A 17,380-nucleotide genomic window follows, 5' to 3' on the forward strand; every position below is an offset into this window, starting at 1 on the left:
ACCAGTACAGTGTCGCAAAAGTGTGCCACGTTTTGTAACACACTGATAGTCAAACCAATAAAAACCATTCCGCATAATGCTTGACCTCTTGCGTCGTCCGAAACCGAACAGCATACGTTCGCGAAACGGACAATAAAAAAAGCCACAGACTAACAGTCGGCGGCTTTTTGCTCTACTAAGGTAAATGTGAAAATGAAGACGATTCAAAAATAGCGTTTTTCAATTTACAAGTCAATTTTTGATGCTGTTTTTGAATAAAAACATATATTTTTTTACTTTTAAGCCTCCGAAATAACCCATTCTTCGGGTTTTTCTGCATTATTTTCCTCTATGTGTACTTTCTGGCCTTTGCTGAGTCTTCCGGAAATAATCATGCGGCTTAGCGGACGGCGCAGCAGGTTGCGAATAGCTCCTTTGAGCGGACGCACACCATAGCGCGGCGTAAAGCCTGCCATTGCTATGTGCTTTTTGGCTTCCGGGGTCAGCGAGAGTGTGATGCCTTGCTTGGCCAGCAAGTCGGTCAGCCCTTTCAAGTGGATTTCAAATATTTTTACCACATTTTCCTCCGAAATAGGCGCAAAAGGTACAATTTCGGTCAGGCGCGCCAGAAATTCGGGGCGGAAAAACTTGGCCATAATCTCCATCAGGTCTTGCGACTTCGGAATTTCGCCCGCCTGAAAGGACTGAATAATATGCTCTTGCCCGATGTTGGAAGTAAACAGCACAACGGCATTGGAAAAATCGCCGACTTTGCCCAAACGGTCGGTGAGTTTGCCTTCATCCAAAATTTGCAGGAACAAGTCAAACACCGAAGGGTGCGCTTTCTCGATTTCATCGAACAGCACCACCGAATACGGTTTTTCTCTGATTTTATTAACAAGCATACCGCCTTCTTCGTAGCCTACGTATCCGGGAGGTGCGCCGTAGAGCAGTGCGGCGGAATGTTCCTCCTTAAACTCGGACATGTCAAAGCGGATAAGAAAACTTTCATCATTGAATAGAAAATCGGCAAGCGCTTTGGCAAGTTCGGTTTTGCCTGTGCCCGTAGGCCCCAGCAGGAAGAATGAGCCAATAGGCTGCCCGCCTTTAATCAGCCCCGAGCGCGACTCTAAAATAGCTTCGCAAAGAGCTTTTACGGCGTGGTCTTGTCCTACAACGCGCTGTTTGAGGATTTCGTCCATACCAAGGAGTTTTTCGCGTTCTTTGCTCTGCAATTTGCCTAAGGGAATGCCTGTTTTGTGGGCAATAACGGCGGCAATGTCGTTTTTTTCTACGGTGTCTTTTTTGTTGTCGGTAAGCGCCAACAGCGTATTGAGCGTATTGTACAGGTGCTCGCGGAGAATATCGGCAGCGTCTATCTCATCTGCCTGCACGGTTTCTTCCATTTGCCCCATCAAAATATGGCTCACTTTGTTTTTGAGTTGGGCATGAAACCAGCGCAGTTCGCGCAGCAGTGCCACCTCCTCCACCACCGAAAGTTTGTCTAACTCGCTTTTGAGTGCTTCCAACTCGGCGCGGGAGTGTTCGTCCATCATGCGAATGGCTGCCATGGTTCTATCAACCAAATCTACGGCGGCATCGGGCAAGCGGCGGTCTTTTACATAGCGCTTGGCCAATCGCACGGCTTCGGCTGCCGCATCTTCAGCCACTCTCAGGCCATGGTGTTGCTCATAGAGCGGCAGAATGTGCTGAATCATGCGGGTAGCGGTGTCCATATCGGGTTCTTCTACTCGCAATACCTCAAAACGTCGGCTGAATGCTTCGTCGGCTTCTATGTATTTGCGGTATTCGTCGTTGGTGGTTGCGCCTATTACCGTCAGCTCGCCGCGTGCCAACTCGGGTTTAAGCAATTGCGCCGCACCGGAGCCCACGGAGCCTTTGGGGTCGAGCATTACGTGCAACTCATCAATAAACAAAATGGCCTTGGTGTATTTTTTCAGTTCTTTCAAGATGGCTTTCAGGCGTTCCTCCACCTCTCCGCGATAGCTTGCACCCGCTACGAGTGCCCCCAAGTCAAGTTCAAAAATTTGCGCTTCGGCCAGATGCGGCGGTACTTTCCCTGCTGCTATGCTGAGCGCAAACCCATCCACAAGTGCGGTTTTGCCAACGCCCGGTTCGCCAACAATGATGACGTTGGGCTTGGTTCTTCGCCCAAGAATCTCTGCCATCATGCGCGTTTCGCGGTCTCTGCCTACAATAGGGTCTAATTTGCCTTCGCTTGCCATTTCGGTTTTGTTGCGGCAATATTTGAGTAAAGCGCCTGTGGAAGGTGCGGCAGCCGATGCGGGTGAGTTGTTCGAGGCCGCTGCTGCGGTTTCGCCCGTAGCCCGTTGTAGCGCAAGTTCTTCCAATGCGCTTTCCAGCAATTCTTTTTGTGTCAGTCCAAAACTTTTGAGTTGCTCTTTGCTGAACGCCAAATCGGGTTTGAGCAGGGCGGCCATGCAACACACAGGGTCTATGGCATCGCGAGACAGTTGCAGTTGCACCAGTTCTGCCATTTTAAAAACCTCCTGAGTTTTGGCGTCGGAGGGCGGCGTTTCGGGAACAGTTACGGCTTTGGGCAGGTCTTCGAGCCGCACTTCTGCCCATTCGCGCAGTTCGGGGACATCCTTGCCGGCCAGAGAAAGCGTAGTGGCAAGCCCTACGTCGTTGTGCAGCAATCCCATCAGCAGGTGGGCAGGCGTTACCGCCGCGTGTCGATATTCTTTGGCAAGAGACTGGGCTACCTGCAAAGCGTAGCGAAGGGCATCTGTGTAATTCATAATGGTAGCGTTTGAGTGAAGTATTGCACAGGCAAAATATGATTTGAAGCTATGAATATTTTCTCAATTTTGCGAAAAACGACCGTTAATGCTATCTGTTCAGTCGGTCAGTAAGTCCTTCGGGAAGCTGAAAGCCGTAGATAATTTGAGTTTATACCTCAACAAAGGCACATTTACCGCCCTGCTGGGGCCAAACGGTGCTGGCAAAACCACGCTGGTGGAAATGATAGAAGGCTTGCAGCAGCCCGACAGCGGCAGCATTTCCATTGCAGGGCTCAACTGGCAGCAACATGCCGCACAGTTGCGGCGCATCATCGGGTTGAGTTTGCAGGAAACGCGTTTTATTGACAAACTCACCGTTGCCGAAACGCTGCGTTTGTTTGCTTCTTTTTATGACATTGGCACACGGCGCACGGAAGAAGTAATGGAAATGGTGCGGCTTACCGAAAAACAAAACAGCTATACGGTCAATCTTTCGGGCGGCCAACGGCAGCGGCTGGCGCTGGCCATAGGCATTTTGCACACACCGCAATTGCTGATTTTGGATGAACCCACCACCGGCCTCGACCCCAATGCACGCCGCGAACTGTGGGAAATGCTCGAACACCTGAAAAAGACCGCCGGAATGACCCTGCTGCTTACAACCCACTACATGGAAGAAGCCGAATACCTCTGCGAACGAATTGTGATTATGGACAAGGGGGCAATTCTGGCCGATGGCTCGCTGCCCGAACTACTGAGCCGATTTGATGCGGGCGAACGGATAGAACTGGAACTGCTGACCGACGAACGCTCCGAAACATTTTGGCAAGCGCTGTTTGCAGCCATGGAGGGTTTGCGCAAAATAGACCTGCACTGCACCGAAGACGGCATACAGGCTACGATGGAAGTAGAGCGCATTGCGGCATTTCTTCCGCCGCTGATGCAGCAATTAGACAAACTGCCCGTCAGGCTGCACCACCTGAACTCGCGCCGAAAAACGCTGGACGACCTGTTTACGACCATGACCGGCAGGCGATTGGCAGATTAAACCGCACAACAAGCCATACGGGATATTTCGGATTACGGATTTGGGATTTTTTGCATCAGTAAAATCCGCATCATCCGATTGAAACTATGTACATTCTCTAATGCGCCTTGAATCGCTCATCTGGTTGCTGTTATAGATTTTTTACAAAAAATTTGACAGATATACACCCATCCGATGGACTTACAAGGCTTGAATATTTGATTTTGAACCGTTTACACAAGGTATTTTTCGCAGGAAAAAGTTATATTGTGCTGGTAGTTTACTCAACGCAATAAGGAAAAAATCAACAGTAAGTTATGAAAGCGACCCGTATAGACGTTACTCCCGAAGCCATGCAAGTCATTGACCGCCTGCGTGCCGAGCATGGCGAACTGATGTTTCACCAAAGCGGCGGCTGTTGCGACGGTTCTGCCCCCATGTGCTTCCCTGCGGGCGAGTTCCGCATCGGTGATAACGACGTGTACTTAGGCAGCATCCACGGCTGCGAGTTTTACATGGCTGCCGACCAGTTTGAGTATTGGAAACATACGCACCTGACTGTGGACGTAACGCCCGGGCGCGGTGCAAGTTTTTCTTTGGAAATTCCGATGGGTATTCGCTTTGTCATCAAATCCCGCCTGTTTACCGAAGAAGAAGCCGCCAATTTAGAACCCGTGCGCATGGGCGCAGCAGTGTAAAAGTAGCAAAGGGTTAAAGCAATTCCATCCATAGCAAACGGTTTGCAAACCATTCGCTATGGATGGATGAATGAATAGACGCACGGGATGGAATAGCGATATTTTCCGCCTTGCGATTTTCGCTCAAATCCTCTGACGGGGGGCTGTAGGGATTCGCGAAAGCCTGTTAGCCGTTGTCGCAGACGCTAACAGCGATTCAAATTCCCAATTCCCAAATCCCAAATCCGAAATCCGAAATCCCAATTCCCAATTCCGCCTTCCTTTCACATTTTCAACCGCTTAAAAATTCCTTCGGGTATCAGCTTGATAATGAGCATAATCCATCGCCACATCCAGAGGGTATAGATAACGTTGCGGCGGCGTTGAACAGCTCTGAAAATGTCTTCGGCGACCTGTTGCGGCGAGGCAGTGAGCAAAGGCGGCAAGTTGAGGTGTTCGGTCATTTTGGTGGCAATAAAGCCCGGCTTGACGGTGAGCACGTGTACGCCGCTGTGCGCCAACCGATTGCGCAAACCCGAAAGATAGGCGGTGAAGGCTGCCTTCGCACTGCCGTAGATGTAGTTGCTTTGCCTGCCGCGTTCGCCCGCTACCGAGCTGATGCCGACAATGCAGCCGCTTTTTGCCTGTTCCATGCTCTGCGCGGCAATGTTGAGGATGGAAACCGCACCCGTGTAGTTGGTGTGGATGATGCGCTGCGCTTCGGCAAAGTTGCGCGCCGCCTCTTCCTGATTGCCTAAATAGCCGAAAACGGCAATGACAATATCGGGTTGGGGGCTGAGTTGCGCCCAAAAATCGGCGTGCGAGTCGTAGGCAAGCGCATCAAAATAAACGGCTTTTGCCGCCGTGCCGTAGCGGATGGCAATATCTGCCGCAAGGTTTTGCGCGGCTTCCGTTTGTCGGGCTGCCACCACTACCGAGTGCCCGCTTTGGGCAAAACGGCGCGCCAATGCCGTCCCTACGTCGGAAAGTGCGCCCAAAATCAGTACCGACTTGCTCATAGCCCGGCAAGTAAACGTTTAGACTGCAAGGAAGCAAATTTGCCTTCGGGATTGTAGGTGCGGACAATGTCAAGAAATTCCTGCAAGCGCGGATAGCCCGCTTTGAACACTTCGGGTTTCATGCGGGCATCTTTGGTCAGGTAGAGCCGCCCGCCGTAGTCCAGCACTACGCGGTCTAATTCGTCCAAAAATTCAAACAGTCCTTTGCGCACGGGGAAATCCAGCGCGAGCGTATAGCCTTCCATCGGGAAAGAAATCAGGCTTTCCTGTTTGCCGAACAGTTTCAACACCGCCAAAAACGAGCCCCAGCCCTTTTTGCCGATGCGCTGCAAAATGTCGGTTAGTCCGCGTTCCGAGGCGGCAGGCGGCAACACAAATTGATATTGCACAAAACCGCTGCGCCCATACATCCGATTCCAGTGATGAATGGCATCCAGCGGATAGAAAAATCCGTCGTAAGGCACGGTGCTGTCCATTACGCGGCGGTAATTTTTGTGGTAATACAAAAAGTTGAACGCCCGCACCGAAAGATTATTCAACACAAATTCAGGGAAGTGGAAAGGCACGGTCAGCTTCATCTTGGGCGGCAGTTGCAGGTGCTTGTCGGCAGGAACGCCCGCGAGTTGGTCGGCTGCGGCATGTTCGCCCGACATCATGATGCTTCTGCCGAAGCCGTCGCCGCTTTTGAGGCAGTCAATCCAAGCCATGGAATAGGTCGCGTGTTTGTATTGCTCAAACAGGGCGATGATTTCCTGTAAATTGCGGGCTTTCACCTGCCGCTGGCGGATATAGGCGGTTTGAATTTTTTTGAGGCGGAAACAAACCGTCAGGATGGCACCCGTCAGCCCCATGCCGCCGCAGGTAGCCGCGAACAGGTCGGCATGTTCCGCAGGCGAACAGCGGACGATTTCGCCCCTGCCCGTAAATACATCCATCCAAAGCACGTGCTGCCCAAAAGAGCCTTCTACGTGGTGATTTTTGCCGTGCACGTCGGATGCAACCGCCCCGCCGACGGTGATAAACTTAGTGCCGGGCGTAACGGGCAAAAACCAGCCCTTCGGTACAATCACATCCAGTACGTCGGCAAGCGTAACGCCTGCCTGACAAGTAAGGATGCCGTTTTGCGTATCAAAGGCAACGATTTTGTCAAATTTGAGCGAAGAAACCACGCAGCGGTCGGAAAGGGACGAGTCGCCATAGCAGCGCCCGTTACCTCTGATAATCAGTTCGTTGGCAGTTTCAAAAGTATGCCGCAGGGTTTCGGTATCGGCAAAAGAAGTTGCGGTAGTGGCTACCGGGGGGTAGTTGCCCCAATTGGCAAGTGTAGTTTTCATAGGGAAGTTTGTTGTCGGGTGATTGAGAAATTAAGTACACGGATGTTAGCGGATTTCACTGATAAACGCTGATTTGAGATGTTTAAGAAATAAAATCCGCGTAAGTCCGCGTCATCTGCAATAATCCGTGTTAAATGATTTAAAGAAATGCACAGCGGTTTATTGTTATTCCAAAAGCGAATCCAGCAGCCCGCGGTAGTAGATGAGCGCGTAAAAACTCAACACCCAACCCAGCAGGCAAGCCTGAATAAAGCGGTCGCGGTAGAGCACCTTCACGGGCGAACCTGAATTGTTTTCCAAAAATGTGATTTGCAGGTAGCGCATCATGCCCGCCAGCACAAAAAAGAACGTATAGTAAACCCGATGCGTCCCCAATCGGCTGACCACTTCGGGCGAGAGCGTGTAGGTCAGGTAAGCAACCAGAATAACGGCAGTAATTAGTCCGGTAGAAAGGTTGATAAATTCCAAGTTGTAGCCTTTGGCAGCTTTGCGGACATCCGCCCCCGTTGCGGCTTTGAGCACCAAGTCGTCGCGGCGTTTGGCAATTGCCAGAAACAGCGCCAGCAGAAAAATCATCACCGTAAGCCATTCCGACACGTAAATATCGGTGAGTGCACCGCCTGCCTTTACGCGCAGCACAAAGCCCAGCGCCACAATAAAAATATCCAGAATGGAAATGTTTTTCAGCCCCAGCGAGTAGCCAACGTTCAAGCCGATGTAGAGCAGCAGCAGGAAGAAAAACTTGGTATTGAGCCAAAAAGCCAGCCCCAAACTGCCCGCCATGAGCAAGCCCAGCAGCACAAAAGCCATAGGAACGGAAACCGTGCCGGCTGCCAGCGGTCGTTTGCATTTTTCGGGGTGCACTCGGTCGGCGGCGATGTCTTGGTAGTCGTTCAGTACGTAGATGCCGCTTGCCGCCCAACTGAACGCCAGCCAGCCCCAAAACAGCGGCAGCAATTTATCGGCTTCGTATATCCTGCCTGCAAAGAAGACAGGTAGCAAGAGGAACAAATTTTTGACCCAGTGTTTGGGTCGCATCAGTTGCACATAAGCACCTATGAGGTCGAGATACCGGTCGGGTTTAGCAACTGTGGTTAAAGTTGCTTTATGGTTTAAATCCATTTCTTGTAATTGTAATAGTAAGACTGAATAAAGTACAACATCTGTTAATTTTGAACATAAATTCAATTAATTACTGATGTAAGATATTGATTAATTATTGCAAAGTTATAAATATTGATTTGTTATTTACAACTTTAAACTCCCTTTATTTGCTATTAGAAAGCGTTTTTGTATTTAAAAATACATTTTTAAGCAAAAAAATAAAAATAAGTACACGTGTTGTTTTTTAATTTTTTTTTCTACTTTTACACTATAATTCTTTAAAAGAGATGTTTAATCATGCTCAATAAAGAAAAATACCATTAAAAAACAAAAAAGTACAATTTTGCAAACACTACTACGATGAAACAGTTACTTTTTACACTAACAACAATCTTCGCGCTTGTACTTGTGAATGGCACAAGCATGGCGCAGACGACAGTTTTTAACCCTGATGACCCTGTGGTACGCTGTCCTTGTAATCCTGTTCCTGCTCAGCCGCCACACGGTCAGGTTGGCAAATGGGTGGCTACTCGAGTAGTGAATTGGGCGAATGATGATTTTAAGGCGTACATATACAAGGGGATGGCCTTCCGCCTGAAGTTTCCGCGCAACTTCAAAACCGACCCCGTAACCAAGCGCTACCCGATGATCGTGTTTTTCCACGGTCTCGGAGAACGGGGCCCTATTACAAACAATGAGCGTCAGTTCCTCAATGGTGCGGCTCAGACCCACCAAGGACAAATCAACCGCGGCGAATTTGATGGTTTTGCACTCTTCCCGCAGAATACAGATGGTTGGTTCTACAATTTGACCATTATCGCCGAACTGGTTGATATTATGATCAATCAGGTTCGTGTAGACCCTTTCCGTGTTACGGTGCACGGGCTTTCCGCAGGCGGTCAGGCTACATGGAGTATTATTACAGACTATCCTCGCCATTTTGCGGGCGCTTTGCCTATGAGTGCCAATAACGGCAATGCACAGTCGCAATTCAGATTTTCTCCTGTTTGGCAGTTTCAGGGGGCACTGGACAACAATCCTAAGTTGGTAGATGCGCTTGGTCTGGAATCTGCAATGAAAGCAGTAAATGCCAATTACAAACTGACCGTATATAAAGATTTAGGACACGCTACATGGGGCAGAGCTTACCAAGAGCCTGATTTTCTGCCTTTCATTAATAGAGCCAACAAAACCAATCCGCATATTATTGCCGGTAAGAGAGAGTACTGCCCGGGCGAAGCTATCAATGTAACCATGGGTGTAACTCCGGGCTTTAATGGCTACGAATGGCGCAGAAACGGCGTAGTAATTGCCGGTGCTACCACCAACACGCTGACCGTTACGCAAGAAGGCACTTACGATGTGCGCATCCGCCGCGGCACCGAGTGGTCTTATTTTTCGCCTATTCCGGTGGTAGTATCCGTACGTCAGCCTACGCCCGCACTCACGCTGAACGATATCAGTATCCGCAACAGTACTGTTTTACCTGACGGTGCCAATCGCAACACCACTACCCTTTCCGCACCCGAAGGCTATCAATCTTATTTATGGTCTAATGGTGCAACTACTCGTTCTATTGAGGTAGGCGCAGGAACTTATACCGTTCGGGTAACTGAACCGGGAGGCTGTATCAGCGCGCCTTCTGCTGCCGTGGTTGTTCGCATGGGCAATGCGGCCGGTTCGCCTGCTGCTCCGACAGGCTTTACGGCCAACACACTGAGCGAAAGCGCCATCCAACTGAATTGGAGCGATGCTGCTACCAATGAAACGGCTTATGAGTTGTATGCTTCCACCGGCCCCAATACAGGCTTTGAGTTGATTGCTTTACTGCCTGCCAACAGCAACAGCTACACGCACACAGGCCTTGAAGAAAACGTTACTTATCACTACCGCCTCCGTGCCATCAATGCGAATGGTTCACATGCGGTAGTAACGACTTCTGCTACTACCAATCCTGACAGACAAGCACCAAGCATTCCGCAAAACCTGCGTTCCGGTCTCAAATCGCGCACTTTTGTCAATCTGCAATGGGATGCTGCCACAGACAACGTGGGTGTACAGGCCTATGAAATTTTCCGCGACGGGCAATTAATGGGCACATCCAACACTACTTCCTTCCGTGTTGAAAACCTGACACCGTTACAGACCTACCGATTCCAAGTGCGGGCACGCGATGCCGCAGGCAATCAATCGCCGTTTAGCGCATCTTTGGTTGTTACGGCAAGCACAGACGGCTTGTATTGGTCATATTACTCAGGCTTTTTCGGCACTTTGGCACAAATAGAAGATGCAGTGCCTTTAAAAACGGGTTTATCGCAAACCTTTGACCTCTCGCCGCGTGTAGAGTCGGAAGGTTTTGCCTTCAAGTTTGAAGGTTCTATCAATATTACGGCTGCCGGTACTTATACTTTCTTCACTCGTTCCGATGACGGCAGCGACCTTTGGATAGGCAATACCCGTGTGGTAAACAATGATTTTGACCAAGGAATGACCGAACGCAGCGGTACCATTACGCTAACGCCCGGTTCGTATCCTTTAATGGTGCGCTATCGCCAATCTACCGGCGGATTCGGTTTGGAAGTGCGCTGGCAAGGCCCCGGAATTACCAAGCAGTTGATTCCGTCAAGTGTGCTGCGCGACAATTTTACGCCTACGGGAATCCCCGAAATGCCTACCAACGTTACTGCGACGGCCAACAGCTACAGCCAAATAACCGTAAGTTGGACAGACAACAGCAATAACGAAACAGGCTTTGAAGTGTTCCGTTCGCTGAACGCTGTTGATGGCTTTGTATATATTGGTACAGCGCCTGCCAATACTACCACTTATGTTGATACAGGTTTGCAGCCCAACACCACCTATCATTACAGAGTTCGCTCAACAGCATCTTCGGGCAATTCGGCTTTTGAGTCTACTACACTGAACTGGTCGTATTATGAAGGCTCATTTACCAGCCTTACACAAGTAGCTTCTTCGCTGGCGCTTACAAGCGGCATATCTACGAATTTTTCGCTTGCGCCGCGCCTGCGCGATACAAACTTTGGCTTTGTATGGACAGGCTTTTTGCAAGTGCCTGCGGCAGGTACTTATACCCTGTTTACTCGCTCCGACGATGGCAGTGATTTGTGGATTGGCTCTACCCGCGTAGTTAATAACGACTTTAATCAGGCAATGACCGAACGCAGCGGTAGTTTTAACTTCCCTGCGGCGGGAGCTTACCCGATTACGGTACGTTATCGCCAAGCTACCGGCGGATTCGGTTTGGAAGTGCGCTGGCAAGGCCCCGGAATTGCCAAACAACTGATTCCGGATGCTAACCTCAGCCGTGCGCTGAACCGCGCCACCACGCTGGCCGCACCGATAGGAGTACCTGCTGCCCCCGAGGGTTTAACGGCTAACAACATTACGCCTTCTTCCATTGAGTTGGTGTGGCTCGACAATTCTACTAATGAAGAACGCTTTGATATTTTCCGCTCTACCGACAATGTAAACTTTACCAAAGTTGGTCAGGCGAATGCCAACAACTCGGAAGAGGCTTTCTACACCGACAGCAACTTGGCAGGCAACACGCGCTACTACTACCAAGTGGTTGCGGTCAATATTGCAGGTGCTTCTGCTCCTACAACGGGTGATTTTATGACAGGCAACAATGCGCCTGTAATAGAGGCTATCCCTAACCATACGGCGCGTGCAGGACAGGCATACACAATCTACTTGCGGGCATCAGACCCCGATGGAAATACTGTATCGTTCAGCGGTCTGGGTTTGCCGGGCTTTGCAAGCATCAGCAACACGGGCAATGGCAGAGCCACCCTGCAAATCAGCAACAGCAATACTGCGGGCAGCTACAACCTGCAAGTTCGCGCAACCGATAATCTGGGTGCACAGGCCAACGCTTCCTTTACGCTGACCATTAACAACAATCAGTTGCCGGTGTTAGCTGTTGCGCCCGGTGTTACCGTTACGATGGATGAAGGCGATATCCGCAATCTGACGATTACTGCTACCGATGCGGACGACGACGTACCTGTTATTGCTGCGGTTGATTTGCCTGCTTTTGCCACACTGACACAAGGCGCTCCGGGTTCTGCCACTCTGCGTTTGGCCACCCGCTTTATTGACCAAGGCACTCATATCATCCGTATAACAGCTACCGATGCGGCGGGTTCACAAGTATCTCAAATTGTGAATGTTACGGTTAATAATGTGAACCCTAATTTCCGCGTGATGATTAACTTCAACAGTGGTAACGATGCACAAGGCGTAGCCCCTGCACCATGGAACAACACCGCCCGTGAACCTGTAACAGGCATGACCATCAGCAACCTGTTAAACGATGCAGGACAGAATTCCGGTATCGGCCTGACTTTCCCTACACCATGGGGCGGCGTGTTTAATGCCGGTGCCAACACTGCCGGTGCGGTGCCTAACAGCGTACTGCGCGAATACTATTGGTTCGGTATTTTCTGGGGGCCTAATACGACCAGCCTAAAAGTTACGGGCTTGCGTAGAAACCTGCCAATTTCGTTCCGTTTCCTTGCCAGCAGCGTATTCCGCAACGGCGGCGTTACCGACAACGGCTCTACCGTATTTGCCATCGGCGACCGCTCTGTATCTGTTCGTGCAGAAGGCAACACAGGAACATTCGGTTCATTAGACAATATTTTGGCAGATGACAACGGCGAGGTTACTATCAACCTTTCCAAAGATGCCAACAACGCCGAGCCTTCTGCGGGCTACCTCAATGCAATGATTATTGAGTCTAATTTTGACGGCAGCCTACCCGATGCGCCATCCAATTTGAAACTTGCCATTCAGCCGCAAACCGGCAGCATATTGGTAACTTGGCAGGATAATGCCAACAATGAGGACGGCTATGAAGTATGGCGCGCTACCTCTGCCCAAGGGCCGTTTACACTTGTGCATACTACCCAAGCGAATGTTACCTCATTCCATGATTTAACGGCTTTCGGCACATCGTATTTCTTCTATCAGGTGAGGGGTATCAATATGAACGGCGCATCACCATTCACCAAAGTGGTGAGCATTGTTACGCCCAACTTTGCGCCACGCTTCGATAACGTAAGAAACTTCCGCCTGCGCGATACAGAGTCTTTGTCTTACGATTTTATCGTATTTGACAGCCCGTCGGACAATGTGCAGATTTCCATTGCCAATCTACCGCCTTTTATTACGTTCAATGATATGGGCGGCGGTATCGGCCGAGTAGTTATTGCTCCTACACGCAGCAGCATCGGTACTTACAAGAACATTGTGCTGACTGCTATTGACAATAAAGGCGTATCAAGTACGGCTTCGTTTGAGGTAGTGGTTACAGACAACCGCATCACAACATACTATGTAAACATGAATGCCGTAATGCCTGCACCTGCTCCATGGAACAACTTTAATAAACAACCTACGTTTGGCGCGAGCCTGCAAAACATCAAGGATGAACGCGGCAATAACAGCCCCATAGACCTTGTTTTCCAAGCGGGTTGGGGCGGTGCCAATAACGGACAGGAGCAGCAATATCTGGGGGTAACTTTCGGCGACAACTCCATGGAACTGCCCGACGTGGTGATGCAAACCTTCGTGTTTGACGTATGGTGGGAGCCCAACAAGGAAGTGTTACTGACCGATTTGCATCCTGACAAACGCTATAATCTGGCCTTGATGTGCAGTTGGAACACAGGCGGCCTCCATACCACTACCGTTACCATCAATGGCGTATCGCGCAGCGTGCAGGCGGCAGGTAATTATACCAACTTCATCCGCTTCACCGACATACAGCCCGATGCCAACGGCAGAATCAGTATGATATTCTCCCGTTCTGGTTTTGTGATATGGAACGCTTTGATTATTGAGGAGTTTGATGCAACACCTGCCATCCCGAACCTGCCCGGCAACCTGACCGCCGAAACTGCGGGCTTGACAAGCATCCGCCTCAACTGGCGTAACCATGGCGGAAGTCCTGTATCTTTTGAAGTGTATCGTTCAGGAAATCCTACCACAGGTTTTGTGCTGGCGGCTACCGTTCCTGCTACTGCCACTACCTACACCGACAACGGCTTGGTAAGCAACCGCCGCTACTACTATCGCTTGCGTGCCATCAACGACAACGGTCAGTCCGATTTTACAGGTGTAGCCACTGCCGTTACGGCTTCACAGATTGTGAATATCAATTTCAACCACAACAACCAGAACAATGCTGCTGCTCCGTGGTACAATACCAACAGCACCCCATCCGGTGGTACACTTGGCCGAGCACTGCTTTCAAACATTCTCAATACTGCGGGCACAGGTTCGGGCATTAACATCCACTTGGACAATTACTTTGACGGTTCCAATCCGTTCGGGCCTAATACGGGCAACAACAGCGGCGTAGTACCCGATAACGTGATGCGCACCTTCTACTTCACAGAGGTTGGCACAGAAGGCCGCCTGCGCTTGTCAGGATTGAACAACTCCCTGCAATACAACCTGACTTTCTATGCAGGCACTACCTTCCAAGATTTCAACGGCAACACTATTTACACGGTAAACGGCAACCGTCACGCTGCCCTGAATCCGCAAAACAATACGACCAATGTGATTCGCATCAATAATGTCAGCCCTGTGAACGGACAAATTCCAATTGCCGTAAAAGGTGCGCCAACCATTCAGTACGGCTATATCAACGGTTTGACTATCCACGTATTCAACCCTGCTGCGCCTGATGCCAGCAACCCCGTAACCCGTACAGAGGCAGAAGAAAATGCGCCGGAAGGTCGTCGTTCGACAGACGGTATGACCGTGAAGCCGGAGGAGCACGGCGTGGTTTTTCCCAACCCCTTTGCTCAGGAACTGAAAGTAAAACTGAACATTGAACAAGAGCAGGAAGTAGCCTTCACCCTGTTCGACGGTGCCGGACGCGTTATCATGCAAGACAACCGCTACCTGTACGAAGGTTTGCAAGTGGCGCAAATAGATGTTTCCATGTTAGATTTGCCAACGGGTCTGTACTACCTGAAAGTAGAAACCGCTGACGGCAGAAAACGAACCGTTAAACTGGTGAAAGATTAGCGGAAAAACCGCTTCATTAAAATTCGGGCAATCTGCAAAGGCTGCCCGAATTTTTTTGTCTGCCGAATGTTTCCGTTATTACTGCCGATTTTTACGACTGGCCAATGAATCAAACCTACATTCCTGCATTAGACGGCACCCGTGCGCTGGCAGTATTGTTAGTGATGTTGTTTCACTTTCACCAATATCCTTTCGGCAGTTTTGGGCTGGATTGCGGTTGGGTAGGCGTACAACTGTTTTTTGTACTCTCGGGCTTTCTGATTACCCGCATCCTGTTGCATGAAAAGCAAAAGCCGCTCGGCAGCTACCTGAAACGATTTTATTGGCGGCGAACCCTGCGCATTTTTCCCGTGTACTTTGCCTACCTGTTTGCAATGGCGGCGCTGTTTCTGCTCATTGGCGAGCCCGATACTTTTGACCGCTATGCGCTGTCGCTGTTTACCTATACCTACAACTACTCCCGCTTGTTTGCCGACTGGCAGCACAGCCCGATGATGACTCACCTTTGGTCGCTTTGCGTAGAAGAGCAATTCTACCTCCTCTGGCCATTTATTGTCTATTTTTCGTCTGAAAAGTGGCTCAAACGCATTATAGTGAGCTTGTGGCTGCTTTGTCCGGCGATTCGCTGGTTGCTGGCCATGTATCTGCGCAACCATTTGCCCGATGAGGCAGCGGGCGAAGCGGTTTACTGGTTCACTTTCAGCCATTTTGATGCTTTTGGTACGGGAGCGGCCGTTTACCTTTTTCAATGGCCGCAACATCCGAAGGCAGCAGAGCGGTTTTGGGTATTGTTGGGGGGGCTGCTTGCCGCAGGTTTAGCCAATTACTACTTTTCCGAAGTACCTATGCACCCTACGGCTATCGGCTTCCCGACAGGAGGACTGTCTAACGGGCAGCACGTATGGTCTTATACACTCCTGAACTTCACTTTTGCCGCCTTGCTTGCCTTGCTGATGCGTTTGCCGCAAAAAAATACCTTCTTCACACAGCCCGTCATGCTGCGGGTTGGGCAGGTTTCCTATGGGGTATATCTGTATCATTGGGCAGTTTTGGGCGTAATAGCCAAATTGTTGCCTCCCGAGCCCATGGATTTATGGTTCAGTATTGCCCTGTTTGCGGTCTATTTTACATTGGTGTACGGCGTAGCATGGCTCAGCTTCCGATTTTTTGAGTCGCCATTGCTTCGCTTCAAGGGGCACTAAGCCTGTAATGTGCTTCCACGGGATTGTGTTCGTTGGGTGTAAACGAGGGATGCGTTTGATAATATACGGGCTTCAGCCTGTCGTTTGTCAGCAGATAGTCAATGCGAATGGGTGCTAACCGACGACTGTAACGGAAAGTAGTGCCCCATCCGCTGCCTGCTTCACAAAAAGCATCGGTAAAACCTTCTTGTGTCAGTTTGCGATAGGCATAACTCAAACCTATTTCGTTCAAGTCGCTGCACAAAATTGTCGGATAGGGCGAGCGTGCAAGAAAACGCGCCAGACTGTCGGCTTGTTCCGCCCGTTCAATGGCGCGCTGAAAGTAGCGGCGAAAATGCCAGCGCGTAAACTCATGTACAAAAAACTGATTAGAGGTCAGGTGCGCATTTACTACCCGCAGCGTATCCGAGCCAATATTGACATCGGCAAAAATGGCGATGTTTCGGTTTGAGTCTTTAATGACAACTCCCTGATTAACAATCGGATATTTTGAAAAAATAATCAATCCGAAAAAAATCAGCCCGCCGTGGCGCTCTTCGGGGTCGGGAAAAGCCACATAGGGCATGTTGTGCGAAATAGTTTTCCGGGCATTAAAAATTTCAGATTGGGGGTCATCAAAAAACTCCTGTATGCACTTAATGTCGGCCTGTTTACCGGCTATCCATTCCTTGCTTTGCAGAGCTTCGCGGTTGGCCTGCTTGTCAAAGTACGCATCGGAATACAGCGACCTGTTGTAGAAATGCCCCGCATTAAAGGAAATCACACGGATGGCCTTTGCTTCATCTGCCGCATGGTAAACCGGAGGAACGCCCGGCTGCCAAAATATATGGCCGTACATGCCGCCTGTCCACAACAAGGCAATGGCGGGAAACCATGCGGCATGGCTGCGTTGCAAGGCAGAAAGCAACAACCACATGCCATTAACAACTGTCAGAGGAATAAGCATTAACGTCAGCAGCGAAGCAATCGGATACACTGCCGGCGAAAAACGATTGGCATACAGGGCAACAATTGTTGTGGCAAAAAGTATAATTGTTGCAAACCACCACAGGCGGCGCAACCATATCAAAAAATTGCTTTTTTTTGACGGGGGAATTTGAACAGACAGAATTTGTGTGAGCGTTTGCATGAATTGTTTTACGCAATTTAGCAATGTAAGGTTTGATATTAAAATATAACTTTGCCATTATTGAAATGCTACAAAAAAC

At 49.9% G+C, this 17,380-nt stretch carries 9 protein-coding genes; 4 read left to right on the forward strand and 5 right to left on the reverse strand.

Annotated elements, in window-relative coordinates; all coding sequences use genetic code 11:
* Positions 1-278: 278 nt before the first annotated feature.
* A complete protein-coding gene (locus tag NDK19_RS13315) occupies positions 279-2,762 on the reverse strand; it encodes an ATP-dependent Clp protease ATP-binding subunit (protein ID WP_250632387.1) in 2,484 nt (827 codons plus the stop codon).
* Between the two features lie 88 nt (positions 2,763-2,850).
* On the opposite strand from NDK19_RS13315, the gene NDK19_RS13320 reads away from it, so the two are divergent.
* Positions 2,851-3,792, forward strand: coding sequence for an ABC transporter ATP-binding protein (locus NDK19_RS13320; RefSeq protein ID WP_250632388.1), 942 nt, complete (start codon positions 2,851-2,853; stop codon positions 3,790-3,792).
* Between the two features lie 296 nt (positions 3,793-4,088).
* Positions 4,089-4,469, forward strand: a complete 381-nt coding sequence (locus tag NDK19_RS13325; RefSeq protein ID WP_250632389.1) for a DUF779 domain-containing protein — start codon at positions 4,089-4,091, stop codon at positions 4,467-4,469.
* A gap of 263 nt (positions 4,470-4,732) precedes the next feature.
* Here the strand turns inward: NDK19_RS13325 and NDK19_RS13330 are convergent, their stop codons facing one another.
* The 3 genes from NDK19_RS13330 to NDK19_RS13340 all read right to left on the reverse strand — a co-directional run bounded on the left by NDK19_RS13330 (position 4,733) and on the right by NDK19_RS13340 (position 7,923).
* Complete coding sequence (locus NDK19_RS13330; protein ID WP_250632390.1) at positions 4,733-5,467, reverse strand: SDR family oxidoreductase; 735 nt, start codon at positions 5,465-5,467, stop codon at positions 4,733-4,735.
* Complete coding sequence (locus NDK19_RS13335; RefSeq protein WP_250632391.1) at positions 5,464-6,801, reverse strand: FAD-binding oxidoreductase; 1,338 nt, start codon at positions 6,799-6,801, stop codon at positions 5,464-5,466. Before NDK19_RS13335 ends, NDK19_RS13330 begins: the two co-directional genes overlap by 4 nt.
* A 165-nt stretch (positions 6,802-6,966) precedes the next feature.
* Complete coding sequence (locus NDK19_RS13340) at positions 6,967-7,923, reverse strand: UbiA prenyltransferase family protein (RefSeq protein ID WP_250632392.1); 957 nt, start codon at positions 7,921-7,923, stop codon at positions 6,967-6,969.
* Positions 7,924-8,265: 342 nt separating this feature from the next.
* On the opposite strand from NDK19_RS13340, the gene NDK19_RS13345 reads away from it, so the two are divergent.
* The gene (locus NDK19_RS13345; protein WP_250632393.1) at positions 8,266-14,970 is read left to right on the forward strand and encodes a fibronectin type III domain-containing protein; all 6,705 of its coding nucleotides are present in this window, start codon (positions 8,266-8,268) and stop codon (positions 14,968-14,970) included.
* 104 nt (positions 14,971-15,074) lie between these two features.
* Positions 15,075-16,172: an acyltransferase family protein gene (locus tag NDK19_RS13350; RefSeq protein ID WP_250632394.1), complete on the forward strand. Its 1,098-nt coding sequence runs from the start codon at positions 15,075-15,077 to the stop codon at positions 16,170-16,172.
* Here the strand turns inward: NDK19_RS13350 and NDK19_RS13355 are convergent.
* On the reverse strand, positions 16,159-17,301 hold the full coding sequence (locus NDK19_RS13355; RefSeq protein WP_250632395.1) for an endonuclease/exonuclease/phosphatase family protein: 1,143 nt from the start codon (positions 17,299-17,301) through the stop codon (positions 16,159-16,161). The genes NDK19_RS13350 and NDK19_RS13355 overlap by 14 nt on opposite strands.
* Positions 17,302-17,380: the final 79 nt, after the last annotated feature.

It is taken from the genome of Rhodoflexus caldus, from assembly GCF_021206925.1.
GTDB lineage: Bacteria > Bacteroidota > Bacteroidia > Cytophagales > Thermoflexibacteraceae > Rhodoflexus > Rhodoflexus caldus.

Bases quoted from the DNA above. Each gene is read 5' to 3' on its own strand.
- NDK19_RS13350 (WP_250632394.1), top strand. From the start codon at position 15,075: ATGAATCAAACCTACATTCCTGCATTAGACGGCACCCGTGCGCTGGCA.
- NDK19_RS13340 (WP_250632392.1), bottom strand. From the start codon at position 7,923: ATGGATTTAAACCATAAAGCAACTTTAACCACAGTTGCTAAACCCGAC.
- NDK19_RS13345 (WP_250632393.1), top strand. From the start codon at position 8,266: ATGAAACAGTTACTTTTTACACTAACAACAATCTTCGCGCTTGTACTT.
- NDK19_RS13315 (WP_250632387.1), bottom strand. From the start codon at position 2,762: ATGAATTACACAGATGCCCTTCGCTACGCTTTGCAGGTAGCCCAGTCT.
- NDK19_RS13335 (WP_250632391.1), bottom strand. From the start codon at position 6,801: ATGAAAACTACACTTGCCAATTGGGGCAACTACCCCCCGGTAGCCACT.
- NDK19_RS13355 (WP_250632395.1), bottom strand. From the start codon at position 17,301: ATGCAAACGCTCACACAAATTCTGTCTGTTCAAATTCCCCCGTCAAAA.
- NDK19_RS13325 (WP_250632389.1), top strand. From the start codon at position 4,089: ATGAAAGCGACCCGTATAGACGTTACTCCCGAAGCCATGCAAGTCATT.
- NDK19_RS13320 (WP_250632388.1), top strand. From the start codon at position 2,851: ATGCTATCTGTTCAGTCGGTCAGTAAGTCCTTCGGGAAGCTGAAAGCC.
- NDK19_RS13330 (WP_250632390.1), bottom strand. From the start codon at position 5,467: ATGAGCAAGTCGGTACTGATTTTGGGCGCACTTTCCGACGTAGGGACG.